Genomic DNA, 19493 nt, shown 5'->3' with positions numbered 1-19493 from the left:
GGCTCAACGGAACAGGCTGCCGCCGTCGAGGGCGGTACTGGAGCCGGGGATGGCGCTGATGACGAAATCGTTGCCGGGCATGTGGGGGAATCCCTGGAAGTTCACCGCATTGGCGAAGACCGCCGCACAGGTGGAGAGGCGCTTGTCGCAGCCGGCCGTCAGGGTGAACCGGTCCCCGGCGGCCATGGCGCGGGGCGGCTCCTGCCAAAGTTCGATCCGGACGCCGCCCTCGGCCTGCCGGTGCGCCCGAACGTCGTTGGCGAGGCCGGCATTCGCGCCCGAATCCCAGCTGAGCCGTCCGCCCGTGAAGGTGCCCTCGGCGAAAATCCCCGCCAGGGTGGCTGGCAGGTCGCCCGGTGTCGCCGGCGCGAGAACGGTCCCGGTGGTGCGGTAGCGCGGATCGGCGAGGTCGACGCGGCAGCGTGCATCGCCGAGATCCGCCCCGCAGGTGGCGCGGAAGGTCCGGCCGCGCTCCTCGTCGAGGCGGTCCATCAGCCCGCGCAGTTCCGCCACGAAGGCGGTGCCCGCCCGGCGGATCTCGCCGATGGTCCCGACATCGAGGAGGAGGCGCGTCGCCGGATCGGTCCAATCCACGAGCCAGGTCTCGATGCCGGCCGCGTCGTAGAGTCCACCCGCCACGTCCGCGTCGGCGATGCCGAGCGAGGTCAGCGCCCCGGCGACCTCGCCGCCGCCCACCGCGAAGCCGAGCTCCGCGCTCGCCTCGGCGGCCTCTAACCCCGAGCGCGCGGCAAAGGTGATGCCGGAGAAGGCGAGGTCGCGGTCATGGTCGGTGAAGCCGAGGGTGAGGCCATCGCGCCGGGTCAGAGACCAGCAATGGCACAGGGTGGTGGACCCGCCGGCGAGATGCGCGGCGAGGGCGGCGGGGATGTCGCGCATGAATCCAAGCTCCGGTCAGGGCACGATCTCGATGAGCGGCACGTTCGGGATCTCGCCGGCGCTGAAGGCCTGGAGGTCCACGCTGAGATCGTCGGTGTCGAAACGGACGGGCACGTCGAACCAGAACCCCGCCGTCACCGGCGCGCCCGGGGCGGGGGCCGTCGCCAGGGTCACGAGGCCCGTGGTGCCGTCGCAGGTGAAGGAAGAGGCCGGCCGCTCGACACCGGCCACCGCCACCCGCACCGTCTCCGCCACCGGCTTGGCGATGAGGCGGCGATAGGGCAGCGGCCCGGTGCCGTAGGTCTTGGCGAGGGCAAACACCCGCGTCGCGCCGTCGCCGAGGCCGAGAGGCTGGTCGCCCGGCCCCACCGCCTGGCTCGGCGGCCCCGAGCGATGGTCGATCCGGTCGCGATAGCGGAAGCCGTAGAGGCGCCCGCGCCGTTCCTCGAAGAAGGCCAGGACCGCGTGCAGGGCGTCGAGGGTGCGGATGCCGAGGCCCGCATCGTAGCGCCGCCGCGAATCGGCCCAGCGGCTGTTGCGGTGCTCGCGCCCCGAGGCGAGGGTCACGATTTCGGTGAGCCGGCTCGGCCCTCCGCTGCCGCGCAGGGCCACGTCGAGGGGAAAGCGGACCTCGTGGAAATCACCGGCCATGACGCGCCTCCCCGGATGGTGTTCAGGATGCCGTGGTTGTTCAGGATGCGCGCCGGCCCCGCGTCGTTCTCGCTCAGGACGCGCGCCTTCCGCGCGCTACGGCGCGGGCGAGGGCGGCGGCCACCTGCGCCTCCGAGCGGCGGAAGCTCTCCGCATCCGGCGTCGCGATATGGACGGTGACGGAGACCGGCTGCCCCGAAGCGCCACCGGCGACCCCGAGCCGCCCGTCGCTGCCGCGCGCGAGGGGCAGGATCGCCTCCGGCCCGGCCTCGCCCATCAGGCCCGTCCCGTCGCGCATCGGGAAGTAGGTGGGGGCGGCCACCACGCCGCCGCTGGCGAAGGGGCGCACCCGGCCTCCAGCGATCACGCCGCCCTTGGCGAAGGCCGCGCTCGATGCGCCGGAATTGATGAGGCTCTTCACCAGGGATTCGATGCCGCCCTTCACCGGATCGAGGACGGCCTTGCCGGCCATGCCGGCGAGCTTGGTGACGAGGGATGTCAGTGCCCCATCGAGCTGCTTGGCCGGGCCGACCGTGCTGATGAAGGCCTTGCTCAGGCTGTCGCCGAACTTCTGGGCCAGATTGTCCAGGGTGCTCAACTGCTTGGTCCGCGCGGCGATGGCGCGGTCGATCTCGGTCTCGGCCATGGTCGGCTCCTGTCATCCGCTTTTCAGGGGCTCGGTTCTCCCCGCCCCATCCTATCCATCGACCTCATCCTGAGGTGCCGCAGCGCAGCGAAGGCCTCGAAGGAGGGCTCCAGAAGCCGCAGAGGGGGCTGGAGGGCTCCTTCGAGGCGGCTATCGCCGCACCTCAGGAGGAGGTGGTTTTTTGGAAAAGAGGTCCCTCATAGGCAGCGCGGCTCTCGGGGAGCCGGGCTTCATCGAAGGCCGAACCACGTCACGACGGGTCGGGATAGGCATTCATCAGCCGCCGCAGGTCGGCGGCGCTGGCCGCGTCGCGGCGGCTAGAACCTCCGAGTGCGGCCATCAATTCGCGGGGCGTCGCCGCCCAGAAGTCGCGCGGGCTCCAGCGCAGGGCGTTCAGGCCCAGGGCCATGGCCTCGTCCCACGGGAAGGCGGAGGGAGCCTCCGGCCCGATCCCGCCCGTGGGGCTCAAGGGTCCGGCGTCTCGGCCCCGAAGGCGGCGGCCAGGGCCTCGCCGAGGGCCGTCGCGATGGGCTCGATCCCGCCGGAGAGCGGCAGCCGCGCCACCGCCCCGTCGTCGAGATCGTGGCCGCCGCCGCGCAGGGTCGCGCCGAGGAGCGCGATGAGGTCGCGGCTGGCGAGGCGGCCTTCGGCGAAGCGGCCCGCCAGGCCAGTGAGATCGGTGGCGCCGAGCGCCTCCTCCAGTTCGGCCAGGGCTCCCAGGGTGAGGCACAGGGTGTAGCGCCGGTCCCCGATCGCGACGGAGACCTCTCCGCGCCTGCGGTTCGCCATCATAGGCTCGTAAAGGTCAGGGGCCCGGCCGACTCGAGGGCCATGTCGAAGGTCACCTCGCCGGCATGGTCGCCGCGATATTCGAGGCTGGTGATCTGGAACAGGCCCTGGATTGTGCCGAAGGCCGGCACCACGATCTGCAGCGTGTCGATGCTGCCGTCGAAGAACATCTGGCGCAGGCGCGTATCGGAGGCCTCGTCGCGAAAAACGCCCGAGCCCGAGACGGCCGCGCGGCGCACCCCCGCCCCGGCCAGCAGCTCGCGCCAGCGCCCGACGGATTCGGCCGAGGTCACGTCCACGGTCTCGGCGTTGAAGGCGAGCTGCCGGGCGCGCAGGCCGGCCACCGCAGTGAACCCCGTGCCCTCGCTGATCCGGATGAGGAGGTCCTTGCCTTTCTGGGCACTCATGGGGTCGCTCCTTAAAGCGGGTTAGCAAGAGAGGTCGCCGGTTCTGCGGGGCAGAACTCGCTCAGGAGGCCGGCAGCCGCTCGGTGACAGCCTGGAGGGTGAGGATGGCGCGGGTCTCGCCGCTGCGCTCGTCGCGGGCGCAGGCGAGGGATTCGACCCGCAGGACCGACAGCGCATGGCCGGCGGGAGAGAGCAGCGCCTCGTGCAGCAGGGCGGCGGCCCGGCCTGCAGCCTCGATGGCGCCGCGGCTGGAGCCGGGCCTGGCGAAGAGGATCAGCCCGATCCGATGGGTATGGCGCAGCGCGCCGTCGACGGAATCGTCCCGCATCTCGGCGGGTCCGAACAGCGCGTAGACGGGTGCCGCGCCGCGTGGAGGCTCGTCATGGATGCGGACTGCGCCGCCCATGAGCCGGCCGAGCTCCGCGTCGCCGCCGAGGACGGTGAGGATGGCGGCCCGCAGGGCGAGGAGCGGGTTGGCCGGAAGGGACAGGGCGTCGCTCATGTCAGGCCCCCCGTCGTGTCGATCAGCTCCTCGACCTCGCAGACGAGATCGCGCCCGCGCCCGTCGGGATCGCCCGCCGCGCGGATGGCGAAGCGGCGCGAGCCGGAGACGAGCCGCATGGCGGGCGTCACGTCCGCCCGGTAGGCGAGGCGGATGCGGTGGGTCGCCACCGCATCCGAGCGGCCGCCGCGCATGCGCTCGGCATGGCCGGTGGAATCCAGCGTGCCCCACAGGAGCGGGCCGGCCACGAACCGGCGAAGGTGCCCGCCGAACCCGTCCGGGTCGTCGACGAAGCGTTCGAGCACGTAGCGGCGTCGCCGCGCGCCGATGGGCGGGTGCGTCATGGCAGAGCTCCGGACGGTACGGTTAGAGGCGCATGCGCCGGTGCGGCGCGACGAGCGCCTCCACCATCGGGGTGAGGGTCACCGGCAGGTCGCCCCGGTTCTCGAACCCGTGCGCCGCCACGAGCCGGATCGCCTGGGCGAGGGCAGGAGGGATCGGCGGGCCCGATCCGCCATACCCGGCATCGACCTCGATCAGGGCGGCGGCCCGGTACAGGGAGGGAAGGGCGGGCGAGACGATCAGCCCCGGCGCTTCCACCGTGTCCGGCGCGAGGCGGACGAGGCCGGGGGCAAAGTCCGTGACGGTGCCCGTCGCATCCACCGAGCCGGCGCTCGCCAGGGCGACGAGGGGGCTCAGGGGAAGGGGCACGAACCGGTCCCGGGGCCAGGCCGTGAGCATCACCCGGTAGCGTCCGGGCGCCAGGATGCGCCGCGTCGCGAGCTCCACCATGGCGCGGGACGAGGCGATCAGGCCCTCCACCAGCGCATCCTCCGCATCGTCGTCGGGGTCGAGCCGCAGGTGGGCGCGCATGTCGGCCAACGTGACCGGCTCGACGATGGCGGCATCGACGCGTATCGGGATCATCGTCGTCTCCGGGGGGGACGGTGAAGGGGATGGGCGGAATGGATCTCGACATGCGGTCTGCGGGCATCGCGCTGCTGCTCGGCCTCGCCGCCGCGCCGGCCGGTGCCGTGGTCGGCGGCCGGGAGGCGCCGGATTCGGCCGGCTCGGCCGTGATGGTGCTGTCCTCGAACGGCGGCGTGTGCACCGGCATCGTCGTGGCGCAGGATTCGGTGCTGACGGCGGGCCATTGCGTGGCGGCGGGCCCCCGCCAGGGCGGCGCGGAGCACCGGGTGCATTTTCGCGACGAGGCGGGCCAGCCGGTGCTGGTCGATCTCGCCGCCCGCGCGGTTCATCCCGGCTACGACGCCGGCGCCATCGCCGGGCGTCGGCGCTCCATCGATCTGGCCCTCGTCCGCACCGCCACGCCGCTTCCCGGCCGCTTTCGCCCCATCCCGTTGAGCGCTGCGCTGCCGCGCGCCGGCGAGAGCCTCGTCCTCTCCGGTTACGGGGTGTCGAAACCGGGCGAGCCGCGCACCACCGGCACCTTCCGCAGCGCCGTCCTCCCCGTGGTCGAGCCCTATGGGCAGAGCCGCATCCTGGTCTGGATGAAGCCGTCCGGCGGCGCATCCGGCGCTTGCCAGGGCGATTCCGGCGGGCCGATCGCGGATGCGCCCGGTGCGCCGCCGCTGGCCGTCTCCGCCTGGGTCGGGGGCGGGGCCTGCGGTAGCATCTCACAAGGCGTCCTGCTGGGGCCGCAGCGCGACTGGATCGACCGGACCCTCGCGGGCTGGGGCCGCTCCGCAGGCTGGTCCACCCCCTGACGCCGCTCTGCCTCAGCGACGGAACCGGAGCTTGGCCGAGGGATTGCCTTACGCTAGGCTTCATTCCAGGGACGTCCGGGGCTCATGCCGGGCGCGGGAGAGACACGATGTTCACGACCGCGCTGCGAAGGGTCGCCGTCACGGCGCTGGTCGGTCTCGTCCCGGCTCCGGCGCTCGCCGTGATCAACGGCGAAGTCTCCCGTGATCCCAATGGTTTGCGCGCCTCGGTGGTGCGCATCGAGAGCACCCAGGGCGAGATCTGCTCGGGCACGCTCATCGGTCCCGATCTCGTCCTCACCGCCGCGCATTGCGTCATGCACCAGGCCGGCTACAGCGTCGTTGCCGTCGACCGGTCGTTCCGCCAGCGCCGCATCTCCGCCATCGCGGCGTCGATGCACCCCGATTTCGTGCCCGGCACCACGCCGGAGGATCAGCCGGGCATCGATCTGGCCCTGATCAAACTGTCCGAGCCGTTAGGGGCGGATTTCCAGCCCCTCGATCCGCGCGGCGGCGGGGCCATCGGCACGGGTGAGTCGGTGGACATCGCCGGGTTCGGCGTCGTGGCCGAGAATCGTCGCAACACCGCCCGCACCCTGCGGCAGGCGCATCTCGTCTCCATCGGCTCACTCCAGGTCGCCAACACGGTCACGGTGGTGACGGACCGGCGTAAGCTCGCCGAAACGGCGGGAGCCGGTGCCTGCCTCGGCGATTCCGGCGGGCCGATCCTGCGCGGTGGTCCGGGCGGCTACCAGATCGTCGGCGTGGTCAGCTGGTCGAGCGGCGCCATGCGCCAGGACAAGCGTGCCCGCACCGCCTGCGGCGGCTTCACGGCGGTGACCCCGACGGGCCAGCATGCCGGCTGGATCACCTCCCGCGCCGCCGAGATGGCCCAGCTCTCCCCGAGCGAAGCCCCCGCGAGCTTCCGCCGCTCCAACCGCTCCGATTGGATGGCGCGGCCGGGTCGGCGATGAGGGGCGGAGCGTCGATTCTCTTCACAATCGGCGTTCGTTCGTCGGCGTCATGCCTTGAAACGAGCCTCCCGGACGCGCTCAACGGAGGTGGGCTTTGAGGGCGGACGGCCTCGGCCGTCACCGGTCTAGGTGGCCTCGCCGGGCGCAGTGCCTGTCCTCGGCGCTCCGCAGCCCTCCGGCTTTGGATCAGTTGTGACCGTTCTGCGTCCAATGGATATTGGCGTCCAAGATGGACTCGTTCTCCGAGTGCAGACGCTCAGCTGATCCCGCGATGTGCTGAGCCACCACTTGGTGAGCGGTCTCGGCAGGAATCCCCGCTCGTGTCAGGTGCTCGACGAGCCGCGCACTGGCCTCCTGTGATGCGACGTGCTGCGCCTTCAGGTAGGCGATCGGGCTTACGGCTGACATTTGCGGCTCCATGCTGGGTTGCAGGGCTGAACGTCTCGGAGCGTCCCTGGCAATGGTGACGATGGGTATCTGAAAATCACAACCGGGCGTACCATCCACGGTTCGCATGAGATAAGCGAATAATCGGTTAAATCATTCTTTCGATAGCGCCGTTTGGTTCGTGGCGATAGAGGAAAAGTTCCTTCTCCTCAACATCTTGCCCTCTGGTGACTCGCATCCGACGCGAATGTCAGGGTAGCTCCCCGGCGATGCGCCACACGGGATGTCGCGTCGCTTCAAAGGATTCGAGAGATGCGCTTGCGGAGGCTGCCATGACACGCATAGGTAGCATTCACGCGTCTCCCTTCGAATTGCAAGTGCGCTACGATGTCAGCCTCGCTCAGTGTCGGCACAATTGTCGCGCGCATTTTCCCCAACGGAACGCGCTCCTTCTTTTCGGACAAAGGACATGAGGGATGGCCTGCCGTGCCGGACTACCCGGCGGATCTGTTTGCCGTCGCCGCCTATCTGCTGGAGACGGCGGGCGCCTACCACTATCTCGTGCCCCGAGACGAACCTGCGAATTGGAGTGCGTCGGCCCTGCTGATGGACCTCGACGAGCATGCCGAATGGGTGAAGTCCGGGCAGACGTGGATGGACCATGCCGCCGTTCCGGAACTGGTGACGCGCTTATGGAGCGAGGTCGGTAAATGTGCCGGCCACCCGGTGTTCGTCGAGCATCGCCCTCATGCGCCCCCTGCCGAGTGGTGGCTTCCGGCCATCGGTCTCCTCGTCATCGCAGACGAAGCCTGTGCCGATCTCGGATACGGAACGACCCGCGAGGTCGTCCCTTCCGGGAGCGCGGCGACAAGCTGGGTCTACGATGCCTGGTACAGCTCGCAGGAGCAGATCTACCGGAGCCTGCTGGAGAAGGCCGGAGGCGAGGCGCAAGCCCACATCACGTACTTTCCCCAGCACTCGACCGTCTGCATGCAGGCCGATCCAGACGTGGTCTGCGTTCAACCCAAATCGCGCACGCCTCCGATGGGCTGCACGCTCCGGACCTTCAGTCACAACCTCGCGACGCTCCCGCCTCGCGGGATTGTCCGTGCGTGCTGGCAACGGCCGCCCGGGCCGCTCGGATCCGACGACAACGACGCGCTCAACCTGTTGCTCATCCCGTACCCGTTCCAGGTCTCGGCCCAGTGGTTCCAGGGGCATGTTCGCTTGACCCCCGAAGAGGCCGACAGGTCGGCTGTGACGAATACGTTGCCCTGGGGGTGGTTCGAGCTTCAGCAGCAATGGTTGAATGAGCCCACGCAGCTGGAAGGAAAGACCCGGCGCGACCTTCTGATCGACTTCACGGTCAAGCTCATCGAACGCTCGATGGACGATGTCGGCCGTCTCCACGGCGTGGTCTTTCCCGAGCTCGCGCTCGACTGGCCGATCTACGAAAGGATCGTCGAGGCTATCGCCACCCGCTTTCCATCCATCGAATTTCTGGTCGCGGGATCGAGCATGAACTGCAAGGGTGAGGTCGCGAATGTCGCGCTCTCGAGCGTGTTCAAGGCAGACAATCCCGATTGGTTGGCGCGCACGATCACGACCAGTCGTTCGAAGCACCATCGCTGGCGCCTCGATGAATCGCAGATCTCGACCTATGCCCTGGCCTCCGCCCTCGATCCTCGCGTGACGTGGTGGGAGAAGACCATGGTCCCCAAGCGCGAAATCCACGTGAACGTATTTCGCGAAGCATCGACGTTTACGACGATGATCTGCGAGGACATGGCCAGGGTCGATCCCTGCCACACCGTCCTGCGTTCCATCGGCCCGAGCCTCGTCTTCGCGCTGCTCATGGATGGGCCGCAGGTACCGGAGAGATGGCCCGCACGCTACGCTACCGTGCTGGCCGACGACCCTGGGTCGTCCGTCCTCACCTTTACGTCTCTTGCCTTGATCGAGCGTGCGAACCGTACCGGACGCAAGGACGGGTCCCGGTCCGTGGCGTTGTGGAAGGAAGATACGGGGCGAACCGTAGCAATCCCCTGCCCGGAAGGACATCATGGCGTCGTCCTGACACTGTCCGGATATCGCACCACGGAAGCCACGTTCGATGGACGGCAGAACCGCGACGGGCGGGCATGGCGATTCCACGGTCAGCAGCCCGTCAAGCTCCGCCCGGTCGAATCCGGTGACGAGGCGATGATCGCCCTCGTCACCGGGGTAACGTGAGAATCGCGCTCATTCCCCTTGGCAGCCACGCGCGTCGGACGGCCTTATGGCTCAGTCGTCACCGCACGACCATGAGGCAGAGGCTGGTCGCGCCCGGTAGACGGCGCGACCAGCCTCTGCCGCCTCACGCAAATTTCAGCAGCTTGATCGCGTCGAAATCCTGCACGCCGCCGCCGACGCGCTTGGTCGTGTAGAACAGCACGTAGGGCTTGGCCGAGTAGGGGTCGCGCAGGACGCGCAGGCCGGCGCGGTCCACCACGAGATAGCCGCGCTTGAAGTCGCCGAAGGCGATGGACAGGCTGTTGGCCGCGACATCCGGCATCGCCTCGGCCTCGGCCACGGGGAAGCCGAGGAGGGTCGCGATCCTGTCGGCCGAGACCGGCGGCTGCCACAGGTAGTTTCCGTCGGCATCCTTCATCTTGCGGATCGTGCTCTGGACCTTGCGGTTCATCACGAAGCTGGCGTTCTGGCGGTAGCCGGCCCGCAGGGCATAGACGAGGTCGAACAGCACGTCGGACGAATTGGCGCTGGGGAAGGCCCCCGCCGCGCCCGTGGCGACGAAGCCGAGCTTGCCCGGTACCCAGGCGGAATTCTCGACATTGTCCACGCTGAGGAAGCCGCGCGGGCGGCTGACCCCGTTGCCGGTGACGAAGGCGACGCTCTCCTGTTCGGCGAAGGCGGTCTCCACCTCGTCGGCGAGCCAGGCGTCGATATCGACGATGGCGTCGTCGAGGAGCGTCTGGGTCGCCGCCGGCATGGCGTAGAGCTCCATGGCCGGGAAGCTCAGTTCAGAGAGGGACGGAGCGTCGGTCTGCGGCCGCGCCGCGGTCTCGGCGACCCAGCCCGAGACCGCATCGGTGGTGGAGACGGCGCGCTTGTAGAGCCCGCCCGAAATGGTGCGCACCGTGGCGAGCGCCCGGATCGGCGAGAGGTTGGCGAGCCGCTTCAGCACGTCCCGCTCGATGGCCTGCGGCACGAGATAGCCGCCATCGGGGCCGGAGCCGGCCGAGAGCGCCTTCTCCTCCAGGCGCTTCAGCCCGCCGCTCTCGCCCGCCCGGACATACAGGTCGAAGGCGGCCTTGTGCTCCACGGAAGCCGGGTCCGGACGGGTCGGCCCATCACCACCCAGGGGCGGACGGCGGCCGTCCAGGGTCAGGCGGTCGAGGCGGGTCCGCGTCGAGTCGAGGGCCGCGTCGATGCGGGCGAGCTTCTCCTCGGTGAGGACATCGCCCGAGCGGCGCCCCTCGAGTTCGGCGAGCCGGCCGTCATTGGTCTCCTTGAAGGCCTCGAAGGCGCGGGAGAGTTCGCCCATGGCGGCGCCGATTTCGGCGTCGGAGGCGGGGCGCGCCGCTTTGTTTTCCAGAAGGGCGTGGTTTTCCAGAAAGCCGTGCGGATCGGCCTTGGTCTCCGGGGCGCTCGGCGAAACGTGAACACTCATGCGAACCTCGTCTGCTGGGTGAAGGGGGAAGGGGCGGAGGCCGTCCGGGGGGACGGCGCGCCACGCGGCGCGAGCCGGTGCGCGAAGGCGCGCAACTCGCGGGCGAGGGGCGTCACCGTCCCGTCCGGCGCGGCGGCGCGGGCGCCGGGCAGGTGCGGGAAGGTGACGAGGGAAATCTCCCAGAGGTCGATGGCGAGCAGGCGGCGCAGGCCGCCGCGCTGCGGGCTCGACCGCAGGGTGCGAAAGCCGATGGACAGACCGTCGAGGCCGCCCTCGCGCATCAGCGCGTCGACCTCGCGCCCGCGCTGGACGGCGAGGTTGATCAGCCCCTCCACCCGCAGGCCGCGCGCATCCTCGCGCAGGGAGAGCCACCGCCCGATCGGCTCGGCCGGATCGTGCTGGAACAGCATCCGCACACCCGCGGCCCCGCGCTCGCCGAGGCTCGCCGCGAAGGCGCCGGCGGACACGACGTCGTTGCCGAGATCGGGCACGTCGAACAGGCTGGCATAGCCGGTGAAATAGCCGTCCATGGCGGGCTCCCGAAGGGTGGGGTGACTGGGGTGAGGCGGTGGGATATCCTCATCATGCCGAGGATATCCCGGAGGTGCGTGTGCCGCTCTACATCAAGGACGACGAGACGGCGGGCCTGGTGGTGAAGCTCGCGAAGGCGTCCGGCGTCACCAAATCCGAGGCCGTGCGCCGGGCCGTCACAGCCGAACTGAACCGCCTGACCCCTCCGGTGCCGCTGCGCGAACGCCTCGCCGCCTTGAGGGCCCGTCATCCGCTGCCGAAGCCCACGGGGCAGGCCGCCGACAAGGCCTTCTTCGACGACCTGAGCGGAGAGTGACGCTCTTCGTCGATGCCTCCGCCCTGATCGCGATCATCGCCGGCGAGGCGGAGGCCGACGCGTTCGCGGATATCCTGGAGACCGATCCCGACAGGCTGTGTTCGGCGCTCTCGCTCTGGGAAACCATCGCGGGCCTCGTGCGCAGCTACGCCTTCACGGTCGAGGCGGCCCGCGAACGGGTTCGCCTGACTTGCGAGGAGGCGGAAATCCGCCTCGTTCCGATTGCCGGGCGTGAGTTCGAACTCGCCGTCGAAGCCTATGAGCGCTTCGGCAAGGGCCGGCATCCGGCGTCCCTCAACATGGGCGATTGCCACGCCTATGCCTGCGCGAGAGCCCATCAGGCGGTCCTGCTGTTCAAGGGCGAGGATTTCACCCTCACGGATATCGTTCGGGCCGGACCTTCCGGATAAGCCACCGGCCGGTCGACGTGACACCCGAACCGTCGCGCCCCGATCGAGACGATGGTCCGGGTTGGCAATATCCGCCCGGGTACACCAAGATTTCGCTTTCCTGATCGCAGATCAGTGACATTATTCGACTTCGATCGACTGCGAATCGGAAACGGGGGATCATCATGAGCTTGAGCATTAAGCTATGCATCGCATCCGTTCTGCTGTGCCTGCTTGGTCCGATCCCGGCCTCGGCCGCGGATCCCACTGCCGATGCCCAGGCCGCGGCGGCCCGCTGGGACAAGACCTACAATTCCGGCGACATGGACGGCCTCAAGGCCCTCTACGCCACCGATGCGATGGTGATCCCGAAGGGCGCAGCGGTGTCCGGCGCCGACAAGATCGGCGCCTTCTTCGCCGGGCTGAAGGCGAAGGGGTTCGAGGAGCACGCGATCAAGGTCAATTCGGCGCAGATGAAGGGGGACGTTCTCCTCGTCACCGGGCGCTGGTCCATGTCCGGCCCCGGCGAGGGGGGCGCGAAGAAGACGTTCGAGGGCAACTGGGTCAACGTCCTGGAGCGCGAGGGCAAGGACTGGCGCACGGTGCTGCACACCTGGAACTGACGAACCTATAACGCCGTCCCGTAGCCCACGGCCTCGCGTTTCTCCGCCTCGGTGAGGAAGTCCGCCGCCTGGACCCGGCGCCAGAGCGATTCCCGCTCCGGCGCCAGGGCCTCGATGGCGTCGAGATCGGGCTCCAGGCGGGCGGGGCCGAAGGCGGGCTCCAGCCATTGGGCGAGACTCTCGGCGGTGCGGCGCGCCAGCGGGATCACCGTCTGCCGGTAGAAGGCGCGGTTGGCCTCGGCGTAATTGGCGTGGGTGTTGTCGCCCGCGAGGCCCAGCAGCAGGGGCGGCACGCCGAAGGCCAGGGCGATCTCGCGGGCGGCGGCGGCCTTCGCCTCCACGAAATCCATGTCCTTCGGCGAGAGCGAGAGCGGCTTCCAGTCGAGGCCGCCCTCCAGCAGCAGCGGCCGGCCGGCATTGGCCGCGCCCTGGTAATTCGCCTCCAGCTCGCCCTTGAGGCGGGTGAATTGCGCGTCGCTCAAGGTCGCACCGGTGGAGGTGGCGTAGACCAGCGCCCCGGAGGGCCGGGCGGCATTGTCGAGGAGCGCCTTATTCCAGGCCCCGGCGGCGTTGTGGATGTCGAGCGCCACCGCCGCCGCCTCCATCGGCGACAGGCCGTAATGGTCGTCGGCCGGGTGGAACAGGGTGAGGTGGAGGATCGGCGGCACGCCCTCGCGGGTCTGGTCGTGCCGCAGGACCCGCCCGCCGACGGTATGGTCGTAGGCGATGGGCCATCCGTCCGGGCCCGGCACCACCCGCATCCGGTCCGGACGCAGAGCGTGGAGTTCGCGCGGGGTGCCGTCGAGGCTCAAGGCTTCGAGATAGGCGTTCCCCGAGACCATGAGGTGGCCGTAGAGCGTCTCCAGCAGGCGGGCGCCGCCCTCGCGGGCATTCGGCCGGGCAAGCAGCGCGAGGAGCGGATGCGGCCCGGCCCGGTCCGTCAGCACCAGGGGCAGCGCCGCGGCGGCCTCCGCCACCAGCCGCACCGCCCGGTGGACGATGGCGTTGCGCTGAAACCCCTCCCGCGCCAGCGCCCCGTAATCCCGCGCGGTCCACACCGCCCGGCCTTCGCCATAGAAGGCGATGCCGAGGCCGGAAACCGGCGCCGCCTTAATCTCGGCCACGGGAAAGGCGGCCCGCGCCAGGCGGGCGAGGAGGTTCGGCATGGGGATGTCCTGACTCGATCAGTTCTGGTCCGAAAGGCCTGTGCGCAGTCCCCTCTCCCCGCATGCGGGGAGAGGGCCGCGACGACCTTGTCGTCGACGCGGCGAGGCGGCAGCCGAGGGTGAGGGGGCGCGTCCGAATGAGCCACACCCGGAGAGACCCCCTCACCCTCGCCCTGGCGGGCTCACGTCGCCTCCCGACAGGGGGAGGACGACGTCCTCTCCCCGCCCGGCGTGGAGAGGGGGATCAGCCTCTTTTGAATAGGGACGTGCCCTCAGGCTGTTGGACCCGAAGGCCGGCGCTCATCCCCGTCTCCCCGCCCGGAGGGGAGAGGGGAATGCGCTCACATCCGTCGGATCCTCGGCTCGGCCCTCTGCCCCAGCATCAGGTGAGTCAACGCCCAGACGAGGGCGTCGAGGCGGTCGGGGGAGGCGCCGCTGGAGAGGCCGCCCGGCCCGAAATCGCAGAGCTCGTCCTCGAGCGCCGGCAGGCTGCCGACATGGTGGACGCGGCCCTGCGCGTAGAGCACCGAGACCGGCTCGGCCCGCAGATACTTGCCGCGCGTCGCCCGCACCGGGATCACCGGCACCGAGGCGTCGACCTCGGCGATGACCGCGATGGCCATCTCGCCGCCCTGGTTGACCTCGACCACGAGGCTGTCCGCCTCCAGGCGATGGTAGAGCGCCAGGGCCGCGCCGGCCCAGGCCTGCGGGCTCGCCCGGCCCAACGTGGCGTCGGCGACCACATAGGCATGCCCGTCCGGCCCGAGCCCGGCGGCGACGATCCCGCAGGCATCGGCCCCGGCCTTCGAGGAGGCGGGCGGGTCCACCGCCACGACGATCCGCCGAAGCTCCGGCATCCCGTCCCGGCGCGCGGCCTCGATCCCTTCCCGCGTCCAGAGCGCGTCGGGCCGGTCCTCGATCAGCTCGCCGTCGAGCTCCTGCCGCCCGAGCCGCGTGCCGGCATAGCGCCCCACCACGGCGTCGAGGAAGGAGGGCGCGAGGTTGGCGGCGTTGTCGGCGGTGCGCGAGCGGCTCACCACCGTGAGCGGATCGGCGAGGATGCGGCGGATCAGTGGGATCGGCCGGGGCGTGGTGGTGACGAGGTTGCGGGGCCGCTCACCGAGGCGCAGGCCGAACTGGATCATGTCGTAGGTGGCGTCCGGCCGGCGCCATTTGGCGATCTCGTCGGACCAGGCGGCGCCGAATTGCGGCCCGCGCAGGGAATCCGGCTCCTCGGCGGAGAAGGCCATCGCCACCGCGCCGTTGGCCCATTCGAGCCGCCGCCGCGTGGGCGCCCAATGCGGCCGCGCCCCGGAGAGCGCCAGCAGGCCGGACGGCCCCTCGATCATCACGTCGCGCACGTCGGCATAGGTCTCGCCGATGAGGGCGATGCGGCCCACCGCCCGGGCGCAGAAGGCGGGGTCGCCCATGGCCAGCGCCCGCACCCATTCGGCCCCCGTGCGGGTCTTGCCCGAGCCGCGCCCGCCGATCACCGCCCAGGTCGTCCAGTCCCCCCGCGACGGGCAGGGCGGCAGCTGGTCGGTCCGGGCGTTATGGAGCCAGTCCGAGGCCAGCGCCCGGATCAGGTGCGGCGGCAGGCTCGCCAGGAAACCCGGCATCCGGCCGCTCGCCGAGGCATGCCGCATAGCGCGCCGCGATTGCCGCGCGCAGGGCGGGCAGGTCGCTGTCATCGGCCGGGGGGCGGGACGTCTCGCGGGTCCCTTCTGCGAAAGCCCCGTCCGCAAGGTTGCGCTGCGCATCGCTCCGCTCCCGGTCTTCGCTAGAGAGGTCGTCGAGCAGCCGTTTCAGGCCGCCGAGGTCGCGCAGTACCTTCGCGGAATCGAGCGCGGGCGGCGTCTCGCCGCTCAAGGCCGCGTCGAACCGCGCGATCTGGCGGCCGATATGGGCGCGCAGGGCCTCGCCCAGATTGTCCATCACCCGCGCCGCCGGAGGCGCCGCCCCGGCCTTCGGCGTGCGCGGCGCAGGGAGGGCGCGCGGCCTGCGCTCGAAGCCGCAGGCGCGGAACAGGGCCGGCGCGCCGGCGACGGTGCCGCCCAGCGCCAGAGCCAGCATCGCGGGCTCGATCTCCATCATCCCGTAGAGCGTCTCCACGGCACGCCGCCGCGCGGGCGCCCAGGCCCCGGGGTCGAGCCGACGCTGCGCGTCGCTCACCCCCTCGCGCCAGCCATGCTGGCGGTTCCACGTGCTGATCGTCTGGGCGCGGACCCCCGTCCGCTCCGCGATCTCGCGGCTCGTCATGCTCGTCGTCCGCATCAACTGCTCGACGAGTTTTCGTGTCTCCAAGGGAAGCTCCATCTCGCTGCCCCTCTCGTCACACTTCTTGAGCGGTCCTCATTGATACAGAAGGAGCGTCACGCTGTCAATCATAAATTCCTATTTTAGGATTTTTAGGCGGACGCCCAGTGGGGAGGCGGTGGGACGCCTGACGCTTGGTCGCGCCTAGTTATAGCCTTTGGCAGACCCTGGGAAGGACTGCTTTCAGGCCATCATGTGAGACAGCGATTGTGATCGCGCTGACGGGAATCAGTCAGCCCTATATCGAGAAGCTCAGACTGCTTCGCGTTAATTACGGACGTTAGCCGCCCATATCCCGCATGATGCACGCTCTCAATCAGAGCTACGGAAAAATCTCTACCGCCGGTAGTTCCTTCGTTGTGTCGCACCTCCTGTTTACCCATGGCGAAATGTCATGAAGTCGCGTAGCTACAACCTGCTACCAGCGTTGTTTCAATCAAAAAATGCATTTCACTGCGTGGGGGGGATATGCGGATCTGTGGCGTTCAAATTCTCGGAAGTACCGCCAATCTTGCGGTCGTATCGTCGGATGACGCGGGCGGAGTTATATATCATCCATGTCATACCAAGAAAATTACGCTGGATAACGACAAGTCTAGCGACTCACTAAGGGTATTTCTTAAATCTATAACGGCGTTTGCCCACGAGAACCAGGTAGAAGGTTTCTGTATAAAGCAGCGTGCATCCCGCGGGAACCTTAGTGCTGGCGGTCCTTCCTTTAAGGTTGAGGCTATGATGCAACTTGTACCTGACGTTTTAACGTATTTTGCGAATCCAGTCGCGCTCTCGAAATTTGCAAAGACTAACGTCGCGGGGCTGCCGAATGGTCTGCAGGGTTATCTCGCAGAAGCTTATCGTTCTGGCGCTTTCCAGCTAAAGAAGCTCGGAGCCAGCTAGTGCCGTACGAGATCACGGCCTTGCCGGCCAGTTTGCAATCGACGGCGGCGCGGTTGGGCGAGAGCATCACCTTCAGCGATAGCATCGAGAAAGGAGCAAACGGTCACGTCCTGATCGGGCACCATAGGCTTCTTGGCCGGGCAGTGGTGGTTAAGTTCTACTATTGGGGTGATGGCGTCCATATCGAGCCAGCAATGCTAGCTCGTCTGGAGTCCACTCATGTCCTAAAGGTTGATTACGCCGAGGCGATAGACGAGGAAGATGCTTTTTTCATTACCAGATACTGTTCTAGGGGCGATCTGGATGATGAGTTAGCAACCCGATCTTTCGGGCCCGTCGAGGCAATCGACGCACTTCTCCAGTTCGGTGCTGGGGTCAGCTATCTACATGGTGAGGGGTATGTTCACCGTGATCTCAAGCCGTCCAATTTGTTCGTGACCGACGAAGGCCACAGGGTGATTGGCGACTTTGGGTCGGTTGTGCAGATCGGCGGAGAGGATTTCGCTAACAGCCTCTCCAAGCACTCTATCATTTATCGTCCTCCCGAAGACTTCGTCGGGAACCGATTCTATCGGCAGGGAGACATCTATCAACTCGGGATGGTCCTCTATCAGTTATTGGGAGGTGATCTCCCCTATGAGATCGAAAGCTGGCTGACGCCACGGCAGATCGCTGAAGGAGCGACTATGGACTGGTCCGCTAGGAATGCTTTCTACAACTCAGCGATTGAGGCTCGCATCTGCAGAGGTAGGGTTCTGAATCTCGACAGTCTGCAAGATTATGTCCCCGACTTGTTGAAACGGGTTATCCGAAAGGCGTGCCACTTAGATAAGGGCAGCCGCTATCCCACCGCGGCTGACTTGCTTGCGACATTGAACAACATCAGGCGTCGTGTTTTCGACTGGCGAATCGATGACGACGTCCTGACACTGCGCGACCGCAATCGTACATACCGTATTATACAGTTTGGTGGCCACTTTCATGTCGAGAAGCAGGTCGCGTCAGGGTGGCGCCGACAGCGCGGGCTGACTTCGGAAACAAGGGCGGATGCAATTGCAAGTGTCCAGAGAATTATTGGTTAGAAGCAACAAGGGTTTGAGCAGAGGCTGCAACTGAGTTGCGCTTGTACAGTCGCTCTTCACGAAGTCTCATTCTCCCGCCTCGACCTCGCCCGCCGTGTGCCACCGCCCTCTCGACAGTGGCGGCGGTGGCGCCTGTCAATCCGGCGGCGGCGCGCGTCAGCCCTCCACCCTCAAGCCGGGATCGCGTCCGCGCTGGGTGGCGTCCGGGGGCGGGGCATGATCGTCGCCGGGCAGGGCGGCGGGTCGTCGTCGTCGTTGTTTCGACGGCGCGGGCGGAGATAGCGGTGCAGGTTCGCGAGGCGCGGCCGGCGGCGCGGCGCGGGCCGGGGCGCGTCGGCGGCGGTATTCTCCGGGGCGGCGGGGCCGTCGAGTTCGGCGAGCGCCGCGAGCAGGGCATCGACGGTGACCGGCTCGGCCCTGGCCCCGGTGAGGCAGCGCAGGCCCGGCGCGCTCTCGAGGGCGCAGGCATCCGAGACCCACGAGGCCAGGATCGTCCGCTTCTCCTCGCGGTTCAGGAGCGGGTGCGCCAGCACCTCGCGCGGATGACGAAACACGTCCCCGGGGGCGACCACGGCCTGCCAGGCCTCGAACGAGGCTGGCTGCGTGGCGGCGGGGTTCATGAGGCCGGAACGCCCGGCGCCGGAACGGGACAAGTGCGTTTCCCTCATCGACATGATCGATCCTCCCTATGGCTGTGAGGCAGGACTGAGAACGGGATGCGGCCCTCGCGGGCCTGAAGGCCCCCGAGGGTCTCTCTCATGATCGGCGTCGGCGATCAGGCGGCCTCGGCGTGGTCCTCGACCTGGGCGGGCGCGTTGTCCTGGCCCACCGCCTGAGCCGCGCCGCCGATGGCGATGCGGCGGGGCTTGTAGGCCTCCGGCACCTCGCGCACGAGGTCTACGGTCAACAGCCCGTTGTCGAGGCTGGCTCCGGTGACCTTCACGTGGTCGGCGAGGTTGAAGGTCTGCCGGAAGGGCCGGGTCGCGATCCCGCGATGGAGATAGGCGCGCTCTCCGTCCTGGCCCCCCTTCTGGCCCGTCACCTGAAGCACGGTGTCGTGCTGCGTCAGGTCGATCTCATCCGGGGTGAAGCCCGCCACCGCCATGGTGATGCGATAGGCATCGTCGGCCACCTTCTCGATATTGTAGGGCGGCCAGGTGGTCGACGGCTCGATTCGGGTCGCCTGGTCGAGCAGCGAGATCATGCGGTCGAAACCGACGGTCGAGCGATAGAGCGGTGCGAAATCCAAAGTCCTCATGACCACATCCTCCTGAAGAGCAACGTGATGACAAAGCGCGCCGGACACCGTGTCCGGCGCCAGAATGCGAGCCCATCCGGGCCTCGCACGCGCATAACGCCGATAGTAGGATGTGGTTCCGGGGCGATGTCGATTTTTTTCGCGGTGTGAGGGGCCGGGCTTCGGACCTCTCGCGGGCAGCGCGGGGCTGCTGGGTTCTCACATCTGCTCGTGCAGGCAGAGCGCGTCCCTCTCCCCCTTGTGGGGAGAGGCTAGGAGTGGGGGTGGC

25 protein-coding genes are annotated in these 19493 nt (G+C 68.5%); 8 read left to right on the top strand and 17 right to left on the bottom strand.

Annotated elements, in window-relative coordinates:
* Positions 1–3: 3 nt before the first annotated feature.
* The 9 genes from RQI43_RS21800 to RQI43_RS21760 all read right to left on the bottom strand — a co-directional run bounded on the left by RQI43_RS21800 (position 4) and on the right by RQI43_RS21760 (position 4819).
* Positions 4–897, bottom strand: coding sequence for a DUF2163 domain-containing protein (locus RQI43_RS21800; protein ID WP_311276577.1), 894 nt, complete (start codon positions 895–897; stop codon positions 4–6).
* Positions 898–912: 15 nt separating this feature from the next.
* A complete protein-coding gene (locus RQI43_RS21795; RefSeq protein WP_311276576.1) occupies positions 913–1548 on the bottom strand; it encodes a DUF2460 domain-containing protein in 636 nt (211 codons plus the stop codon).
* A 73-nt stretch (positions 1549–1621) separates the two neighbouring features.
* Positions 1622–2194 (bottom strand): phage tail tape measure protein, encoded by a 573-nt coding sequence (locus RQI43_RS21790; RefSeq protein ID WP_311276575.1) that lies wholly within the window; start codon positions 2192–2194, stop codon positions 1622–1624.
* Between the two features lie 250 nt (positions 2195–2444).
* Positions 2445–2663, bottom strand: a complete 219-nt coding sequence (locus tag RQI43_RS21785) for a phage tail assembly chaperone (RefSeq protein ID WP_056426805.1) — start codon at positions 2661–2663, stop codon at positions 2445–2447.
* Entirely contained in the window at positions 2660–2983 is a 324-nt protein-coding gene (locus RQI43_RS21780; protein WP_311276574.1) for a gene transfer agent family protein, read from the bottom strand. The genes RQI43_RS21785 and RQI43_RS21780 overlap by 4 nt, the downstream gene beginning before the upstream one ends.
* Positions 2983–3390 (bottom strand): phage major tail protein, TP901-1 family, encoded by a 408-nt coding sequence (locus tag RQI43_RS21775; RefSeq protein ID WP_311276573.1) that lies wholly within the window; start codon positions 3388–3390, stop codon positions 2983–2985. Before RQI43_RS21775 ends, RQI43_RS21780 begins: the two co-directional genes overlap by 1 nt.
* Positions 3391–3451: 61 nt before the next feature.
* Complete coding sequence (locus RQI43_RS21770; RefSeq protein WP_311276572.1) at positions 3452–3892, bottom strand: DUF3168 domain-containing protein; 441 nt, start codon at positions 3890–3892, stop codon at positions 3452–3454.
* Positions 3889–4236: a phage head closure protein gene (locus RQI43_RS21765; protein ID WP_311276571.1), complete on the bottom strand. Its 348-nt coding sequence runs from the start codon at positions 4234–4236 to the stop codon at positions 3889–3891. Before RQI43_RS21765 ends, RQI43_RS21770 begins: the two co-directional genes overlap by 4 nt.
* Positions 4237–4258: 22 nt before the next feature.
* A complete protein-coding gene (locus RQI43_RS21760; protein ID WP_311276570.1) occupies positions 4259–4819 on the bottom strand; it encodes a phage head-tail connector protein in 561 nt (186 codons plus the stop codon).
* 29 nt (positions 4820–4848) lie between these two features.
* Here RQI43_RS21760 and RQI43_RS21755 point away from each other — a divergent pair, with 29 nt between their 5' ends.
* Together RQI43_RS21755 and RQI43_RS21750 are read left to right on the top strand one after the other, a co-directional pair.
* The gene (locus RQI43_RS21755; protein ID WP_311276569.1) at positions 4849–5619 is read left to right on the top strand and encodes a trypsin-like serine protease; all 771 of its coding nucleotides are present in this window, start codon (positions 4849–4851) and stop codon (positions 5617–5619) included.
* A 107-nt stretch (positions 5620–5726) separates the two neighbouring features.
* On the top strand, positions 5727–6590 hold the full coding sequence (locus tag RQI43_RS21750; protein WP_056426786.1) for a trypsin-like serine protease: 864 nt from the start codon (positions 5727–5729) through the stop codon (positions 6588–6590).
* A gap of 186 nt (positions 6591–6776) precedes the next feature.
* On the opposite strand, the gene RQI43_RS21745 is transcribed toward RQI43_RS21750, so the two are convergent.
* A complete protein-coding gene (locus tag RQI43_RS21745; protein ID WP_156467747.1) occupies positions 6777–6998 on the bottom strand; it encodes a hypothetical protein in 222 nt (73 codons plus the stop codon).
* Between the two features lie 465 nt (positions 6999–7463).
* Here RQI43_RS21745 and RQI43_RS21740 point away from each other — a divergent pair, with 465 nt between their 5' ends.
* Positions 7464–9209, top strand: coding sequence for a hypothetical protein (locus RQI43_RS21740; protein ID WP_311276568.1), 1746 nt, complete (start codon positions 7464–7466; stop codon positions 9207–9209).
* Between the two features lie 124 nt (positions 9210–9333).
* On the opposite strand, the gene RQI43_RS21735 is transcribed toward RQI43_RS21740, so the two are convergent.
* Positions 9334–10647 carry a phage major capsid protein gene (locus tag RQI43_RS21735; RefSeq protein ID WP_311276567.1) on the bottom strand — a complete coding sequence of 438 codons (1314 nt, stop codon included), beginning with the start codon at positions 10645–10647 and terminating at the stop codon, positions 9334–9336.
* On the bottom strand, positions 10644–11177 hold the full coding sequence (locus RQI43_RS21730) for an HK97 family phage prohead protease (protein WP_311276566.1): 534 nt from the start codon (positions 11175–11177) through the stop codon (positions 10644–10646). The genes RQI43_RS21735 and RQI43_RS21730 overlap by 4 nt, the downstream gene beginning before the upstream one ends.
* Positions 11178–11251: 74 nt before the next feature.
* On the opposite strand from RQI43_RS21730, the gene RQI43_RS21725 reads away from it, so the two are divergent.
* The 3 genes from RQI43_RS21725 to RQI43_RS21715 all read left to right on the top strand — a co-directional run bounded on the left by RQI43_RS21725 (position 11252) and on the right by RQI43_RS21715 (position 12506).
* On the top strand, positions 11252–11494 hold the full coding sequence (locus RQI43_RS21725; protein ID WP_311276565.1) for a type II toxin-antitoxin system VapB family antitoxin: 243 nt from the start codon (positions 11252–11254) through the stop codon (positions 11492–11494).
* Positions 11491–11904, top strand: a complete 414-nt coding sequence (locus tag RQI43_RS21720; RefSeq protein ID WP_311276564.1) for a type II toxin-antitoxin system VapC family toxin — start codon at positions 11491–11493, stop codon at positions 11902–11904. The genes RQI43_RS21725 and RQI43_RS21720 overlap by 4 nt, the downstream gene beginning before the upstream one ends.
* Positions 11905–12068: 164 nt before the next feature.
* On the top strand, positions 12069–12506 hold the full coding sequence (locus RQI43_RS21715) for a DUF4440 domain-containing protein (protein ID WP_311276563.1): 438 nt from the start codon (positions 12069–12071) through the stop codon (positions 12504–12506).
* Positions 12507–12511: 5 nt separating this feature from the next.
* Here the strand turns inward: RQI43_RS21715 and RQI43_RS21710 are convergent, their stop codons facing one another.
* The 3 genes from RQI43_RS21710 to RQI43_RS21700 all read right to left on the bottom strand — a co-directional run bounded on the left by RQI43_RS21710 (position 12512) and on the right by RQI43_RS21700 (position 15976).
* Positions 12512–13672 carry a phage portal protein gene (locus RQI43_RS21710; RefSeq protein ID WP_311276562.1) on the bottom strand — a complete coding sequence of 387 codons (1161 nt, stop codon included), beginning with the start codon at positions 13670–13672 and terminating at the stop codon, positions 12512–12514.
* A gap of 341 nt (positions 13673–14013) precedes the next feature.
* Positions 14014–15291, bottom strand: a complete 1278-nt coding sequence (locus RQI43_RS21705; RefSeq protein ID WP_311276561.1) for a terminase large subunit domain-containing protein — start codon at positions 15289–15291, stop codon at positions 14014–14016.
* Positions 15224–15976, bottom strand: a complete 753-nt coding sequence (locus RQI43_RS21700; protein ID WP_311276560.1) for a hypothetical protein — start codon at positions 15974–15976, stop codon at positions 15224–15226. The genes RQI43_RS21705 and RQI43_RS21700 overlap by 68 nt, the downstream gene beginning before the upstream one ends.
* A 480-nt stretch (positions 15977–16456) precedes the next feature.
* On the opposite strand from RQI43_RS21700, the gene RQI43_RS24610 reads away from it, so the two are divergent.
* Both RQI43_RS24610 and RQI43_RS21695 read left to right on the top strand, forming a co-directional pair.
* Positions 16457–16885 carry a DUF3010 family protein gene (locus RQI43_RS24610; RefSeq protein WP_405030686.1) on the top strand — a complete coding sequence of 143 codons (429 nt, stop codon included), beginning with the start codon at positions 16457–16459 and terminating at the stop codon, positions 16883–16885.
* On the top strand, positions 16885–17967 hold the full coding sequence (locus tag RQI43_RS21695) for a protein kinase domain-containing protein (RefSeq protein WP_311276559.1): 1083 nt from the start codon (positions 16885–16887) through the stop codon (positions 17965–17967). Before RQI43_RS24610 ends, RQI43_RS21695 begins: the two co-directional genes overlap by 1 nt.
* 170 nt (positions 17968–18137) lie before the next feature.
* Here RQI43_RS21695 and RQI43_RS21690 read toward each other — a convergent pair whose 3' ends face one another.
* Together RQI43_RS21690 and RQI43_RS21685 are read right to left on the bottom strand one after the other, a co-directional pair.
* A complete protein-coding gene (locus tag RQI43_RS21690) occupies positions 18138–18641 on the bottom strand; it encodes a hypothetical protein (RefSeq protein WP_311276558.1) in 504 nt (167 codons plus the stop codon).
* A gap of 101 nt (positions 18642–18742) precedes the next feature.
* Positions 18743–19225, bottom strand: coding sequence for an Hsp20 family protein (locus tag RQI43_RS21685; RefSeq protein ID WP_056426748.1), 483 nt, complete (start codon positions 19223–19225; stop codon positions 18743–18745).
* Between the last annotated feature and the right edge of the window lie 268 nt (positions 19226–19493).

It is taken from the genome of Methylobacterium sp. WCS2018Hpa-22 (assembly GCF_031843785.1).
Taxonomy (GTDB): Bacteria; Pseudomonadota; Alphaproteobacteria; order Rhizobiales; family Beijerinckiaceae; genus Methylobacterium.
The sequence above is the reverse complement of the archived record's forward strand: the minus strand, read 5'-3'. Positions and strand labels throughout refer to the sequence as shown.